Annotated in this window: 12 protein-coding genes; 10 read left to right on the top strand and 2 right to left on the bottom strand. The window is 66.6% G+C overall.

Annotated elements, in window-relative coordinates:
- Positions 1-258: 258 nt before the first annotated feature.
- On the bottom strand, positions 259-1005 hold the full coding sequence (locus PU724_RS07810) for an IclR family transcriptional regulator (RefSeq protein WP_292246427.1): 747 nt from the start codon (positions 1003-1005) through the stop codon (positions 259-261).
- A 177-nt stretch (positions 1006-1182) separates the two neighbouring features.
- Here PU724_RS07810 and PU724_RS07805 point away from each other — a divergent pair, with 177 nt between their 5' ends.
- From PU724_RS07805 to PU724_RS07770, 8 genes are all read left to right on the top strand, one after another.
- The gene (locus PU724_RS07805; RefSeq protein ID WP_426213070.1) at positions 1183-2553 is read left to right on the top strand and encodes a transaminase; all 1371 of its coding nucleotides are present in this window, start codon (positions 1183-1185) and stop codon (positions 2551-2553) included.
- A 3-nt stretch (positions 2554-2556) separates the two neighbouring features.
- Positions 2557-3351 (top strand): SDR family oxidoreductase, encoded by a 795-nt coding sequence (locus PU724_RS07800; protein WP_292101962.1) that lies wholly within the window; start codon positions 2557-2559, stop codon positions 3349-3351.
- Entirely contained in the window at positions 3348-4121 is a 774-nt protein-coding gene (locus PU724_RS07795; protein ID WP_292101961.1) for an SDR family NAD(P)-dependent oxidoreductase, read from the top strand. The genes PU724_RS07800 and PU724_RS07795 overlap by 4 nt, the downstream gene beginning before the upstream one ends.
- Before the next feature lie 132 nt (positions 4122-4253).
- Positions 4254-5651 carry an SWIM zinc finger family protein gene (locus PU724_RS07790; protein ID WP_292101960.1) on the top strand — a complete coding sequence of 466 codons (1398 nt, stop codon included), beginning with the start codon at positions 4254-4256 and terminating at the stop codon, positions 5649-5651.
- A complete protein-coding gene (locus tag PU724_RS07785; protein ID WP_354421170.1) occupies positions 5648-7093 on the top strand; it encodes a DUF5691 domain-containing protein in 1446 nt (481 codons plus the stop codon). The genes PU724_RS07790 and PU724_RS07785 overlap by 4 nt, the downstream gene beginning before the upstream one ends.
- A 19-nt stretch (positions 7094-7112) precedes the next feature.
- Positions 7113-8192: an ATP-binding protein gene (locus PU724_RS07780; protein ID WP_292168916.1), complete on the top strand. Its 1080-nt coding sequence runs from the start codon at positions 7113-7115 to the stop codon at positions 8190-8192.
- Positions 8193-8195: 3 nt separating this feature from the next.
- Positions 8196-10451, top strand: coding sequence for a DUF5682 family protein (locus PU724_RS07775; RefSeq protein WP_354421168.1), 2256 nt, complete (start codon positions 8196-8198; stop codon positions 10449-10451).
- Complete coding sequence (locus tag PU724_RS07770) at positions 10444-11673, top strand: VWA domain-containing protein (RefSeq protein ID WP_354421166.1); 1230 nt, start codon at positions 10444-10446, stop codon at positions 11671-11673. Before PU724_RS07775 ends, PU724_RS07770 begins: the two co-directional genes overlap by 8 nt.
- A 24-nt stretch (positions 11674-11697) precedes the next feature.
- Here the strand turns inward: PU724_RS07770 and PU724_RS07765 are convergent, their stop codons facing one another.
- Positions 11698-12423 (bottom strand): MgtC/SapB family protein, encoded by a 726-nt coding sequence (locus PU724_RS07765; RefSeq protein WP_354421164.1) that lies wholly within the window; start codon positions 12421-12423, stop codon positions 11698-11700.
- Between the two features lie 203 nt (positions 12424-12626).
- Between PU724_RS07765 and PU724_RS07760 the strand changes: the two genes are divergently transcribed.
- Both PU724_RS07760 and PU724_RS07755 read left to right on the top strand, forming a co-directional pair.
- Positions 12627-13601 (top strand): sugar-binding transcriptional regulator, encoded by a 975-nt coding sequence (locus PU724_RS07760; RefSeq protein WP_127284683.1) that lies wholly within the window; start codon positions 12627-12629, stop codon positions 13599-13601.
- Positions 13602-13646: 45 nt separating this feature from the next.
- On the top strand, positions 13647-15092 hold the full coding sequence (locus PU724_RS07755; RefSeq protein WP_127284684.1) for an ABC transporter substrate-binding protein: 1446 nt from the start codon (positions 13647-13649) through the stop codon (positions 15090-15092).
- The last annotated feature ends 102 nt before the right edge of the window (positions 15093-15194 follow it).

Genomic DNA, 15194 nt, shown 5'->3' with positions numbered 1-15194 from the left:
CCTTTCGTTTCAGGGTTAAGCCGGGTCGGCGCTGGCTGGTTTCAGGGCCGGATACAATCAGCAGGCTTCGTCATCCTCTTCGCCGCTCATTTTTCATGAACGATGTTCATAAACGCAACATAGCACATTGTGAACGGCGTTCAAGAGAAAAGTGAACACCGTTCAAAGTTTCAAATGAAGGCGAGAAAAGGGGGGCTTCGCCTGGTTCGGCGATCGCACCCGCGAGTATGGCGACTTCAGCCTCGCCGACGCGGGATGTCACGCCTCGCCGGTCAGCCGTGCCGCAATCAGGCGCGCCGCCTTGACCGCCGCAGCACCCTGGTTGGCCGCGACCGCATCGTCGACGCGGGATACGGGGGACGCCACCGCCAGCGCGCCGATCGGTTGGCCGTCGGCGCCGAGGATCGCGGCGCCGATGCTGTGCACGCCTTCCTCATAGCCCTGCGAACTGCGCGAATAGCCGCTTGCGGCGGCAAAAGCGATGGCTTTGGCCAGCGTGTCCGGTCCTGTCACCGTATGCGCGGTGAAGGCCTGCAAGGGCTTCTCCAGATAGGCGCTGACCACTTGCAGCCGCGAGGCGGCGAGGAAGGCGATCCCGGAGGCCGTGCCGTGCAGTGGCAGGATCTGGCCGACGTCGACATTGACGCGGTTGGCCTTCGCCGACAGTTCGACATGCACGGTGAGCAGCACGCCGGCGCTGAACTCCGACAGATGCACGGTCTCGCCGGTTTCGAGCGACAGCTCCCGCGCCGCCGGCGCCGCCACGCGCACGAAAGGGAAATGCGCGTCGCGGATGCGGGCCAGCCGCGACAGGCCGGCGCCCAGCCGGTAGCGGCGGCTTTGCGGCTCCTGCTCGATCAGCCGATGGTTGGCGAGCGCCATCAGCAGGCGCCGGGCTGTCGCCTTATCGAGGCCGGCCTTGCGGGCGAGGTCGGACAGCCCGATCTCCGGCTCGTCGAGCGTGAACAGCTCCAGCAGCGAGACCGCCTTGCCCACCGTGCTCATGATGCATTCTCCAAGATAGTTCTCATGTGAATTAACTTGACAGCAGCCGACGTAGCCTGCAGTTTGTCTATAACATGCAAAACGATGGTTCAAATAGTGAACCGACAAGAAAATCATCTGTGCCCAACTGACGGCACACAAGGGAGGCTTCGCCCCGTGACGGCTGCCAAAAACGCTTTGCATTCAAAGACAACCGGCGACCTGCTCGACCGCGAGCAGCAGCGCTTCCTCGAAACCCATCCGCGCTCGGCGGCAGCGTGGGAAGAGGGCAAGAGGCACTTCCTCTATGGCGGTCCCTCGCACTGGATGCGACGCTGGGCCGGCGGCTTCCCGGTCTATGCGGCGTCGGCCAGCGGCGCCCATATCCGTGACATCGACGGTCACGAATATGTCGACTTCGCCCTGGGCGACACCGGCGGCATGTGCGGCCATGCGCCGGAAGCGGTCACCCGCGCCGCGCTTCGCCAGTTGCAGAACGGCACCACGATGATGCTGCCGACCGAGGACAGCCTCTGGGTCGGCGCAGAGCTTACGCGCCGCTTCGGCCTGCCTTACTGGACGCTGACCACCTCGGCCACCGACGCCAATCGCGGCGCCATCCGCATCGCCCGCATGATCACCGGCCGCGACAAGGTGCTGGTCTTCTCCGGCTGCTATCACGGCGGCGTCGAGGAGGCGCATGTCGAGATCCGCGACGGCCGCGTCGGTATGCGCAACATGATCCATCCCAATGGCGTCGACCATTCCGCCGTCTCAAGGGTGGTCGAGTTCAACGACATCGCGGCGCTGGAGGAGGCGCTCTCGGCCGGCGACGTCGCCTGCGTGCTGACCGAGCCGCTGATGACCAATTTCGGCATGATCCCGGTCGCCGACGGTTTTCACGCCGCTCTTCGCGAAATCACGCGCCGCACCGGCACGGTGCTGATCATCGACGAGACCCACACCATCTCCAGCGGGCCGGGCGGCTGCACCGCGCAGCATGGTTTGGAGCCGGACATGCTGGTCGCCGGCAAGGCAATCGCCGGCGGCATCCCGGCCGGCGTCTTCGGCGTCTCGCAGGCGATCGCCGAGCGCCTGTGGGCGATCGTGCCAATGGTCAATCCGCGCGTGCGCCAGTCGGCGCATCTCGGCATCGGTGGCACGCTGGCCGGCAACGCGCTGACCGTCGCCACCATGCGCGCGGTGCTGGAGGAGGTGCTGACGCCGGCCAATTTCGAAAAGATGATCGCCAACGCTTCGCGGCTGGCCGAGGCGGCGCGGGGCATCATCAGCGCCAACAAATTGCCCTGGCATGTGACGCAGATCGGCGCCCGCGCCGAGATCATGTTCATGCCCGCGCCGCCGCGCAACGGCGCCGACGTCATTGCCGGCCGGCGCGGCGATCTCGAGACGCTGCTGCATGCCTTCTACATGAACGAGGGCATATTGGTGACGCCGTTCCACACCATGTTCCTGATGTGCCCGGCGACGTCGGCTGCCGACGTCGACCGCCACACGGATGTCTTTACCCGCTTCGTCGATCTGGTTCGCAGCGCGGGCGTCGTCTAAGCGATGGCAAATCCATTCGACCTCAAGGGCCGGGTGGCGCTGGTGACCGGCGGCGGGCGCGGTATCGGTGCCGCCATCGTCACGCGCTTCGCCGAGGCTGGCGCTTCGGTGGTCATCGCCAACCGCACGCTCGACGTTGCCGAAACCCTCGCGGCCGATCTCTCGGCGCGTGGCCTCTCCGTCCGCGCCGTTACGCTTGCCGGCCTCGACCGCGCCGCCTTGCACGGGCTCGTCGGCGACGTCATCCGCGAAGCCGGCCGCCTCGACATCGTCGTCCACAATGCCGGCGGCTGCCCCTGGGCCTCGATCGAGGACCTCGACAAGGACAAGCTCGAAGAGGCATTGGCGCTCAACCTCAAACCCTGCTTCTGGCTGGCGCAGGCGGCGGCGCCGGCGATGCGCGCCAACGGTTTCGGCCGCATTCTCGTCACATCCTCGGTGTCGGCGCGCGTGGCCATGGCCGGCGGCGCGCACTATTCGGCGGCCAAGGCCGGCGTCAACGCCTTCATCCGGGGCGCCGCCTTCGAATTCGCGCGCGACGGCATCACCGTCAATGGCGTCGAGCCGGGCTTCATCGCCAAGGGCAGGGGCACGATGAGCGCGCCGGAAGTCGCCGACAGGCTCGGCCGGTTCATCCCCGCCGGCCGTCTCGGCGAGGCCGACGACATCGCCTACGCCATGCTCTACCTCGCCTCCGGGCAGGCGAAGTACTTGACCGGCCAGACCATCGTCGTCGACGGCGGCTCGACCTTGCCGGAGACCGGCTATGCCGTCGAGCGGCATTGGGGGTTGGCATGAGCCGGCGCCTCGAAGGCCGCAAGGCGCTGATCACCGGTGCCGCCACCGGCATGGGCCGCGCCACCGCCGAGCTGTTCGGCCGTCACGGCGCCGAGGTCATCGCCTTCGGCCATGGCGACAAGGTGCTGGACGAGGCCGCGAGGGCAAGCGGTGGCATCGCCGTGCGCGGCAACATCACGGTTGCTGGTGACATTGCCCGCGCCATCGACGCCTGCGAGGGTCGCCTCGACATCGTCATCAACGCCGCGGGCGTGATGATCCTCGACGAGCCGGAGACGCTGAGCGACGAGACCTGGGCCAAGAGTTTCGCTGTCAACGTCACCGGCTCGATGATGGTCTGCCGCGCGGCGCTGCCGCTGCTGAAGCAGCGCGGCGGCGCGATCGTCAACATCGCTTCCGTCGGCGCCTTCAACGCCAGCGGCCAGAACGCCGCCTATTCGGCAAGCAAGGCGGCGCTGGTCTCCTATACGCGCTCGCTCGCCTACGCGCATGGCCCCGACGGCATCCGCGCCAATGCCGTGGCGCCCGGCTGGGTTCGCACGCCGATGAGCGTCTACGAGATGGAAGTGGCGGCGGCGACCAACGGCTCGACGCCGGAAGAGGAGTTCGCCGCGCTGACCGGCCGCATCGCGCTGCGCCGCGTCGCCGAGCCCGAAGAGATCGCCTCCTGCTGCCTGTTCCTCGCTTCGGACGAAGCGTCCTTCGTCACCGGCGCGGTGCTGGTCGCCGACGGCGGCGGCCGCGCGCCGACGCACAACAGGGCGGTGTGACGTGATCTGAAATTTCCCGTTCACCACGTTGGTCGCGGGCAGAACTTTGCGGCAGTTGGAGCTACACCAGCGCGCCGCAAACGGCTATCTATCGTCGCGGTATCATGCTTCGGGGTCATGAGAGGCGCGGGCTTGCAACTGGACCTAAAAACCATTGAAGCGCTTGCCCCTGACCAGGCCTCGCTCAGCGCCGCCTCCAAGCTGACCAAGCGCTCGAACTGGCCGCGCCTGGAGACGAATGAGCAACTGGGGCTCATCTGGGGCGAATGCCAGGGCTCGGGATCGAATCCCTATCGTGTCGCATTCGACACCGGCGACCATGGCTACAAATGCACCTGTCCGTCGCGAAAATTCCCGTGCAAGCACATATTGGGGCTGATGTGGATCGGCGCCACCGCGCCCGCCAGCTTCGATCGCGTCGATCAGACACCGGAATGGGTGAATGACTGGCTCGGACGCCGCCGCAAGACCGGGCAGCAGCCAGCACAATCGGCGGCCAGCGCCGAAGGCAAAAGCATCGACGAGGCATCGCGGCCGGACGAGAGCGCCCCGGTCGAGGATGCCGCGGCCGCCGAACGCCGCGAGGCGGCACAGCGCAAGCGGGCAGAGGATACGCGAAGCGCGGTCTCGGCGGCGTTGGACGAGCTCGATCAATGGATAGCCGACCAGCTCCGGCTCGGCCTTGCCGGGTTCGTCGATGCCTGCAGCGAGCGCTGCCGCCGTATTGCAGCCAGGCTGGTCGACCTCAAGGCGACCGCGCTTGCCGGCCGCATCGACGAGTTGCCGGCGCGGCTGATGGCGCTGCGCGGCCAGGAGAAGCCGGATGCCGCGATCCGCGAGCTCGGCAAGCTGGTGCTGCTCGCCAAGGCCTGGCGCGCCACGCCCGATGATGCCGAGCTGAAACGACTTGTGTCGACATCTGAGACGCGCGAGCAGGTCCTCGGCAACCCCGATGCCGTCCAGCTCGAGAGCGACTGGGAGGTGCTGGGCGAAAAGATCGAGACCCGACGCGACGGCCTCGTCAGCCACGCAACCTGGCTGCTCGATCTGAAGAGCCCGGCGCCGCGCTTTGCCGTTCTGCTCGACTTCTTCCCGGCCTCGGCCGGGCGGCGCTCCGGCGCCTTCGCGCCGGGCGACCGCTTCAAGGCCAGGCTGGTATTCTATCCATCGCGCACTCCGCTGCGGGCGCTGGTCGCGGAGCGGCTCGGCGATGCGGCGCCCGGTGCTTGGCCAGCTTTCGCCTCGAACGCCGGCGATCCGCTTGCCGCCTATGCCACCTTCCAGGACGGTTCGCCATGGTTGTCGGATTACCCGGTCATCCTGCCGGCCGGAGCGATCGCGCTGGACGAAAAGGACGGCGCGTGGTGGCAGGCGGCGAACGATCCGCACGGCATTGCCCTGCCTGTCGAGGGCTCGGTCAACCAGACCTTGCTGGGCCTCGATCTCGCAGCCACGGCGGCGCTCTGGAACGGCGCCAGGCTGGAGCTGCTGGCGTCGCAGAGCAATATGGGGAGGCTCGATCTGTCGTGAACGAGCCCGAGCAGGCAGGGCTGGCGAGATTGCGCGACGGCTGGATTTCCGGCGGCGCCGCTTTCGAACTTGCCCCTGCAGAATGGAAGGAAGTGGCGGCAGCGGCCAACCCGGACGAGCAGGAGCGGCGGCTGTTGGCGATTGCCGCGCAGGCGCTCGATGTCGCGCTTCGCCCGGCAGCGCCGAAAACCTTGAAGCGGCGCCCGCCGTTGCCGGCGCTGGCCATGCCGATGATCCCGGAACGGCTGCGGCCGTTGCTGCGCGCCGCATTGAAATATGCGGCCGACGCGAGGCTCAAGGCCCGCGTGGCCACGCTCGTCGCCAGCCGAGGCTTCGTGCTGCATCCGATGGATTGGATGCCCCCCGCGCCGGATCAGGAAAGTCCCGAGGTATATGCCCCCTGGGTCGACTGGCAGGCAGGCGCGGATGGCGAGAAACAGTCCCGGCGCGAGCAGCTGACAGCGGAGACCTGGGATGACTTCTATCCAGCGGCGCGCCGTACCGCGCTGGTCGATTTGCGGCGCACCACGCCTGCTCTGGCGCGGACGCTGATCGAGACCAAGGGGGCAAGCGAGCCGGCGGAGGTCAGGCTTGCGCTGGTCGAACTCATGCGCTTCGGCCTGGGTGCCGACGACGTTCCGTTCCTGAAGAGCCTGTCCGCCGATCGCTCTGGCAAGGTGCGTGAAATGGCCGGCCGGCTGCTGGCAAGGCTGGGGGAGCATGGCAATCCGGCTGATGGCGGGTCGGAAGATCCGACAGCCGAGCTCGCCGCCTTCATCGAGGAAGGCAAATCCGGCTTCATTCGCCGCCGCACCACCTACGCACCGATGAAACTCAAATCGCCTGCGCAACAGGCCCGTCGCGCCGACTTGTTCGCTTCCTGCTACTTCGGCGATCTTGTTGCTCGCTTCGGCAAGACAGAGCCTGATTTCATCAGCGCATGGCAGTTCGGCGTCGATGACAATGCCGATCGTTTTCTCGTTCTAATGGTCTCGGTGTCCGGCAGCGATGCGGCGGTGGCCTGTTTGGCGGATAGGCTTGTCGCCGAAGGCGGCAAGCTTCCGCTTCTCGCCCTCCAGCTCATGTTGCGTTTGGACAGCGGCAGGAAGCGTCTCCTGATCAGTCAGATCCTGAATGACGCGCAAAATCTGCACGCGCTGAACTTGGTCGAAGGCGCTGAAGCAGGCTGGCTGGAATGGGGCGGCTTCGCCAAAGGCAAGACGCTTTCGGCGCTGCGCTCCGCCGTCTCGGGTGACAACGACGTCATGAAACGAAGCGCCGAGCAGTATCTCGAGGCCATAGGTTTTCTCGCCACGGCGGCGACGGCGGACAAACTGATCGGCGACGTCGTCGCCGCCGGCCTGCCGCCCGCATCCCCATCGCTCGGCCTGCTGCGGCTCAACGCGGCGCTGGCCGATAATCCTTCCCAATCCGACAGATGATCAACCCGGAGATGATCGTATGAACGCAGCCATCCGCCTTCCGGCCGAACAGGTCTATGCCGCCGAACTGCAGGCGCTCGCGCTGGGCGACGACCGCCAGAAGCCAGCCGGCTGGAGCCTGTCGCCCAAGGCTGTGCTGACCTACCTGATGGGCGGCAAGGCAAGCGACGGCACGCCGATCACGCCAAAATATGTCGGCCGCCGCCAATTGATGGAAACCGCGATCGCGACGCTTGCCACCGACAGGGCGCTGCTGCTGCTCGGCGTGCCGGGCACGGCGAAATCCTGGGTCTCGGAACATCTCGCCGGCGCCATCATGGGAAACTCGACGCTGATCGTGCAGTGCACTGCCGGCACCGACGAGAACCAGATCCGCTATGGCTGGAACTATGCCCAGCTGCTGGCCAAGGGCCCGAGCCAGGAGGCGCTGGTGCCGACGCCGCTCTACCGCGCCATGCAGGAGGGCAAGCTCTGCCGGCTGGAAGAGCTGACGCGCATGGGTTCCGACGTACAGGACACGCTGATCACCGTGCTGTCGGAAAAGATGATGCCGGTGCCGGAATTGAACACCTCGATCTACGCCCAGCGCGGCTTCAACATCATCGCCACCGCCAACAATCGCGACAAGGGCGTCAACGAGCTCTCATCGGCGCTGAAGCGTCGCTTCAACGTCGTGGTGCTGCCTCTGCCCGAGGACATGGCGGAAGAGGTCTCGATCGTCTCCCGGCGCGTCGGCGAGATGGCCGGCGGGCTGGACCTGCCGGTGCCGAAAAATGTCGGCGAGGAGATCGCGCGGGTGCTCACCATCTTCCGCGAGTTGCGCTCCGGCGCGACCGCCGACGGCAAGGTGACGCTGAAGACGCCGTCGGGCTCGCTCTCCACCGCCGAGGCGATCGCCACGATGGTCAGCGGCCTCAGCCAGGCGGCTTGGTTCGACGGCGGCAAGCTTCACGCCGAAGGCCTGGCGCCAAGCCTGGTCGGCGCGATCGTCAAGGATCCGGTGCAGGACAAGGTGGTGCTGGAGGAATATCTGGAGACGGTGCTGAAGAAGCGGCCGGACTATGCCGGTTACTACGCGGCGCTCAACGCGGCCATCTGAGCCATGACTGAGGACGGCATCAGCTATTTCGGCATACGCCACCACGGTCCGGGCTCCGCCGAGAGCCTGGTCAAGGCGTTGCAGGAATTGCAGCCGGCCGCGGTGCTGATCGAGGGGCCGGTCGATGCCTCGCCGCTGCTGCCGCTGCTCGCCAGTCCCGAAATGAAGCCGCCGGTGGCACTGCTCTGCTATCCCGAGGACGATCCGGCCGCGACCAGCTTCTGGCCCTTCGCCGAATTCTCGCCCGAATATCAGGCGGCGCTGTGGGCCGTCGCAAACAAGGCGGCGCTGCGCTTCATCGACCTGCCGTCCGCGGCGCGGTTGGCCGAGAGGGCGCCCGAAGGATCGACCGACGCCGAACCCGCTGAAGCGGAACCCGTCGAAGAGCAAGGCGAGGAAGCGACGCGCATCCAGGATCCGATCGGCACACTGGCGCGCGCCGCCGGCTACGAGGACGGCGAAAGCTGGTGGTCCGACATCATCGAGCAGAATCCCGCGCCGGGGCCGATCTTCGCGGCTATCGCCGACGCGATGACGACGCTGCGCGACGGCGAGGGGGCGATCGGCAAGTTCGAGGCGATGCGCGAGGCGCACATGCGGCTGGAAATCGCCGCCGCGCGAAAAGAGTTCGATGGGCCGCTGGCGGTCGTCTGTGGCGCCTGGCATGTGCCGGCCCTGCGGGCTGCCCATACGCAAAAGAGCGACCAGGGGCTGCTTAAGGGAATGGCCCGCCGCAAGACCATGATGACCTTCGCGCCATGGACGGGGCCGCGCCTGGCGCTCGGCTATGGCTACGGCGCCGGCGTCGTCGCGCCCGGCTGGTGCAAGCATCTGTGGCAGACGCGCGGGCAGGGCGACTCTTCCATCCTGTGGCTGGCGCGGATCGCATCGGTTCTCAGGGCGAAAGGCCACATGATTTCGACCGCATCGCTGATCGAGGCTGAGCGGCTGGCGCGGACGCTCGCCGCTATCCGCGAACGGCCGAAGCCGGGTTTCGAGGAACTGCGCGACGCTTCGATTTCGGCCCTGTTCAACGGCGAGGCCCTGCTGTGGAAGATGGTCGAGGCCGAACTGCTGCTCGGCGCCGATGTCGGCGAGATTCCGCCTGACACGCCGCTGGCACCGCTGATCGACGACCTGCAGCGCAACCAGAAAGCGGCGCGGCTCAAGCCCGAGGCCTTGGAGCGGGAGCTCTCCATCGACCTGCGCAGCGAGAGCGGGCTGTTTCGGTCAACGCTGCTGCACCGGCTGAACGTGCTTGGCGTGAGCTGGGGCAAGCTGACCGACACCGGGCGCAGCCGCGGCACCTTCCGCGAGCGGTGGGTGCTGGCCTGGCAGCCGGAATATGCCGTTCGCCTGGTCGAGAACCTGGTCTATGGCCCGACCATTGAAAAGGCCGCCAACGGCCGCCTGGTCCAGATGATCGGTGTCGCCGCGACGCTCGACACCCTTGCCACGCTGGTCCAGAGCGCCATCACGGCGGCACTGAGCGAAGCCTCCGCCGCTGGCCTCGTCGCGCTGGAGGAAAAGGCGGCGCACAGCAGCGAGTGCCTGGAACTGCTGGCCTCGGTGCCGCTCGCCGACATCATCCGCTATGGCGAGGCACGCAAGACCGAGACCGAACGTCTTGCTGGCCTCTTGGAACGGCTGATCGTCGAGGGCTCGATCGCGCTGCCCTACGCCGCGCGCGATCTTGATGCGCAGGCGGCCGCGGCGCTGATGGGCGCGCTGCGCAAGGCCGACGAGGCGATCAGGCTGGTGGAGCCGGGCGCGGATGTCGTGGATGCCTGGCGCAACGGCCTCGCGGCCGTGCTCGAGTCGTCGCGATCGACGGCGCTCGTCGCCGGTTCCGCGGCGCATCTGCTCTACGAGGCCGGGCGGCTTTCCGCCGAGGGCGCTGCCGACCTTTTGGCAAAGCGCCTGTCGCCGGGGACGCCGGTCATCGAAGCGGCCGCCTTCTTCGAGGGTTTCTTCAGCGGCGCTGGTCAAAGACTGATCTATGACGAGGGTCTGCGCGGCGCCGTCGATGCATGGCTTGCCTCACTCGACGAAGAGGCCTTCGTCGCCCATCTGCCCTTGCTGCGCCGGGTCTTCTCCAACCTCGACAGCATGGAGCGCCGGCGTTTGATCGAGGCCGTGCTCGGCCGCAGGGCCAGCCTGCCCACCGGGCTGACGCCAGCGCCCGATGGCGGCGAAGCCTGGCGCCGGCATTTTGGTCTCCTCGGCAGGCTGCTCGCGGGGGAGCCCAGCCATGGATGATGACGCGATCGTGCCGGACCCAAGCGAAGATCAGCGCGAGCGCCGCTGGCGGCTGGCGATCGGCGCCGACGATGAAACGTCGTCGGCACTGTCGGCGGAAGACCGGCGGCTTTCGGCGGCGCTCGATGCGCTTTATGGCGACGGCAGCGGCGAGACGGCCGGCGATCCGCGCAAGCGGCGCGGCGGGCTCGGCCGCTCGGCGCCGCGCGTCGCGCAATGGATGGGGGATATCCGCTCGTTCTTCCCCGAGCAGGTCGTCCAGGTCGTGCAGAAGGACGCCTTCGAGCGGCTGAACCTGAAACAAATGCTGATGGAGCCGGAGTTCCTGAAGGCGATCGAGGCGGACGTCAATCTCGTCGCCGACCTGGTTTCGCTGCGTTCGGCGATGCCGGACAAGACCAAGGACATCGCCCGCGCGATCATCTCCGACGTTGTCGCCAAGCTGATGCAGCGCCTCGAGCAGAAGACCGCCGAGGCGATACGCGGCGCGCTCGACCGGTCGCGGCGCACCAACCGGCCGCGGCAGCGCGACATCGACTGGCCGCGCACCATTGCGGCAAACCTCCGCCACTACCAGCCGGACCACAAGACCGTCGTGCCTGAAAGACTCGTCGGCTTCATGCGGCGCCAGCGCCGGCTGGTCGACCTCGACGAGGTGACGCTCTGCGTCGACCAGTCGGGCTCGATGGCAAGCTCGGTCATCTACGCCTCGATCTTCGCCGCGGTGATGGCCTCGTTGCCGGTGGTGCGCACCAAGCTCGTCTGCTTCGACACCGCGATCGTCGACCTGACGGAGGAACTCAGCGATCCGGTCGAAGTGCTGTTCGGCGTCCAGCTCGGCGGCGGCACCGACATCAACCAGGCCGTCGCCTATTGCGCCGAGCGGATCGAGCGGCCGACCAAGGCGCATTTCATCTTGATCACCGACCTCTACGAGGGCGGCAACGGTCAGGAGCTTCTGCAGCGGTTGGCTGCGCTGGTCCGGTCGGGCGTCAATGTCGTCGTGCTGCTGGCGCTGACCGATCAGGGCCGTCCCGGCTATGATCCCGCAATGGCGGGATCGGTCGCATCGCTGGGAATTCCGGTTTTCGCCTGCACGCCGGACCATTTCCCGGACATGATGGCGGCGGCGCTGCGTCGGGAAGACATCGGCGCCTGGGCGGCAGGGGCGGACATCAAGCTGATCCGGGCCGACACCGAAGCAGCCAAGACAGCCGAGTAAGCCTGCCGCCGCCTTCAACGATGATCAGCCTGCTTTCTCGCTGATCAGCTCGAAGCGCTCGACTTCGCAGTGCTGGCCGACCGCGGCCAGGATTTCCATCGACGGTTCGACCGCATCGGGCTGCTTCCATCCGAGATTGAAGGTGTGGACGAAGCGGTCACGGCTGGCGTCATGTTCCATGCCGACAAAGCGCGCGTCATAGCCGAATGGACGAACCATTTCGCGCAGATCCGGCGGCGAGCCTTTCGGCCACGAGACCGCCAGGATTGCATGGTGGTCGCGCGGGATCCTGAGATCGACCCATTTCAGCGCCTGCAGCGTCACCAGCGTCAGCACCGTCGCGATCGCGCCAAGGCCGAACTGGCCGCCGCCGAAGGCCAGCCCGATCATGGTCATGATCCACATCGTGGCGGCGGTGGTGACGCCGGTCACGAGATCGCCGCGCCGCAGGATGGCGCCGCCGCCGATGAAACCGACACCGGTGAGCACGCCCAGCGGAAAACGCAGCACGTCCATGCGCACGAAAGAGTCTGTGCCCTTGCCGGCGACGTCGAGCAGCATGTTGGCCTGGATCATGGCGATGGCGGCGGCAAGTCCGACCAGGATCGTCGTGCGAAGCCCGGCGGTATGGCCGCGTGCCTCCCTGTTCAGACCGATCAGGAACCCCGCCAGCAGCGTGAGCAGAAGCCTCGCCAGCAGGTCTGGCCAGCCCGGATGAAGCGGCATGTCGCAGCAAAGCGGCTCGAACATCGTTCCACGAGGCGCGGGCGAGCCGCGCTCCTTGTTCCCAACGACTTCAACCTCGCTGGCGGGCTGAAGGTTCCTTGGCGAGCCAGGAGCACTGGCGCCGTCTGTCGCACCCCGCGCACGATTTTGAGACACGCGCCGCTTGACTCCGGCGAAGCCTTGTGAAAAATTTTGCAGCAACTGATAAAAATATCAAAAGGGCGGAAATGGTTGGGTTCGGCAATGGCCTCCTGCGCGACGACGAGACCAGCATGGCCGCCCGCGCCGCCTGGCTTCACTATGCCGGCGGCCTGACCCAGGCCGAGGTCGCCAAGCGGCTCGGGCTCACCAGCCTCAAGGCGCATCGCCTCATCACCAAGGCCAACCAGGAAGGGCTGGTTAAGGTCTATATCGACGGCGAGATCTCCGAATGCGTGGCGCTCGAGGATGAGCTGTCCGGCCGCTACGGTCTCGACTATTGCGAGGTGGTGCCGGACTTCGATCCGGAAGACCTGCCGCTCAAGGCGCTTGGCATTGCCGGCGCGCAATTCCTCAAGCGCGAGATCGAGCGCGGCGAGGACAAGCTGATCGGCGTCGGCCACGGCCGCACGCTCGCCGCTTGCGTGGAGTACCTGCCGCGCATCTCGGCCGACGGCATCCGCTTCGTCTCGCTGCTCGGCGGCCTGACGCGCAAGTTCTCGGCCAACCCGCACGACGTGATCCATCGCCTCGCCGAGCGCACCGGCGCCGAAGCCTATGTCATGCCGGTGCCGATGTTCGCCAACACGGTCGAGGATCGTGCCGTGCTGCTCGGCCAGAAGGGCATCAGCGAGGTCTTCGATCTGGCGAAATCCGCCGACCTGCTGCTGGCCGGCATCGGCACCGCCGAGCAGGAGGCCTCGCTGGTCGCCACCGGCATGATCGACAAGGCCGAGATGGAGGAGACCCGCCGCAACGGCGCCGTCGGCGAACTGCTCGGCCATTTCTTCGACGAGGCCGGCAAGCCGGTGGCGACCACGGTTTCCAGCCGCGCCCTGGCGCTTGCCCGCGAGGACATCGCCAACCGCAGGATCGTCGCCGTCGCCGGCGGCAAGGTAAAGGTTCGCGCCATCAAGTCAGTGCTGGAGGGCCGTTATCTCAAGGGCCTGATAACCGACGAGCGTACGGCGCGATCGCTCGTGGAACAGACGCCGGTCGGGTAGCCGGCACCGCTTTGGTTGAAACTACCCTGTGGAGGAGAAGAGGACATGCATGAGAAAGAAAAAGACCTGATCGACGCGTTCCTGCGTGGACAAGTCGACCGCCGTGGACTGATCAGGGGGCTGGGCGCCATGGGCCTCGCCGCAAGCACCGCCGGTGTCCTGCTCAATATGGGCCAGACCCGCGCGCTCGCCGCCGATTTCGACTGGCAGGCGCACAAGGGCAAGACCATCAAGCTCTTGCTCAACAAGCACCCCTATGCCGACGCGATGATCGCCGACCTCGACAACTTCAAGCAGCTGACCGGCATGAACGTCGTCTATGACGTGTTCCCGGAGGACGTCTATTTCGACAAGGTCACCGCCGCGCTCTCGGCGAGCTCCTCCGAATACGACGCCTTCATGACCGGCGCCTACATGACCTGGACCTATGGCCCGGCCGGCTGGATCACCGACCTCAACGAATGGATCAAGGACCCGGCCAAGACCAATCCGAAATATGCCTGGGACGACTTCCTGCCCGGCGTCAAGAACTCCTGCGCCTGGAACGGCAAGCCGGGCGGCGCGCTGGGTTCGGAAGACGCCAAGCAGTGGTGCATTCCATGGGGCTTCGAGCAGAACAACATCACCTACAACAAGGCGATGTTCGACAAGGCCGGCGTCAAGGTTCCCGGCAGCATGGACGAGATGGTCGCCGCGGCCGCCAAGCTCACCAAGGATGTCGGTGGCGGCGTCTACGGCATCGGCGTGCGCGGCTCGCGCTCCTGGGCGACGATCCATCCGGGCTTCCTGTCGGCCTACGCCAATTTCGACCAGAAGGACCTCAACGTGTCGGCCGACGGCAAGCTGTCCGCCGCCATGAACACCGCCGAATCCAAGGCCTTCCACAAGCAATGGGTGCAGATGATCCAGGAGAGCGGCCCGAAGGACTGGTCGACCTACACCTGGTACCAGGTCGGCACCGATCTCGGCGCCGGCGCCTCGGCGATGATCTTCGACGCCGACATCCTCGGCTACTTCATGAATGGCGGCACCAACAAGATGGCCGGCCAGCTTGCCTTCGCCGGCTTCAAGGCCAATCCGGCCGCCAAGGCGCCGACACCCAACATCTGGATCTGGTCGCTGTCGATGTCCAACTTCTCCAAGGACAAGGACGCCACCTGGTACTTCATGCAGTGGGCTTCCGGGCTCGATCACTGCCTGTTCGGCGCCACCAAGATGGACTTCGTCAATCCGGTCCGGCAGTCGGTCTGGAAGGACGAGGTGTTCCGTGAGAAGCTGAACAAGAGCTATCCGGGCTATGTCGAGATGTTCGACGCCTCGGCACCCGGCGCCAGCATCAAGTTCACGGCGCAACCGCTGTTCTTCGACCTCACCACTGAATGGGCCGCGACGCTGCAGAAGATGGTGGCCAAGGAAGTGCCGATCGACGAGGGCCTCGACAAGCTGGCCGAGAGCATCAACGGCCAGCTCAAGGAGGCCGGCCTCGGCTGATATCGGGCAGCGGCTGGCGCGCAAGCCCGGGCCAGCCGCGACCCTCAACGACACTCGCGAGGCGAAGCGGTATGCTTCGCCAACGCCCGACCGGCCGCCTTG

This window comes from Mesorhizobium abyssinicae (assembly GCF_049887195.1).
Classification (GTDB): domain Bacteria; phylum Pseudomonadota; class Alphaproteobacteria; order Rhizobiales; family Rhizobiaceae; genus Mesorhizobium; species Mesorhizobium abyssinicae.
This window is presented reverse-complemented; position numbering and strand designations above follow the sequence as displayed.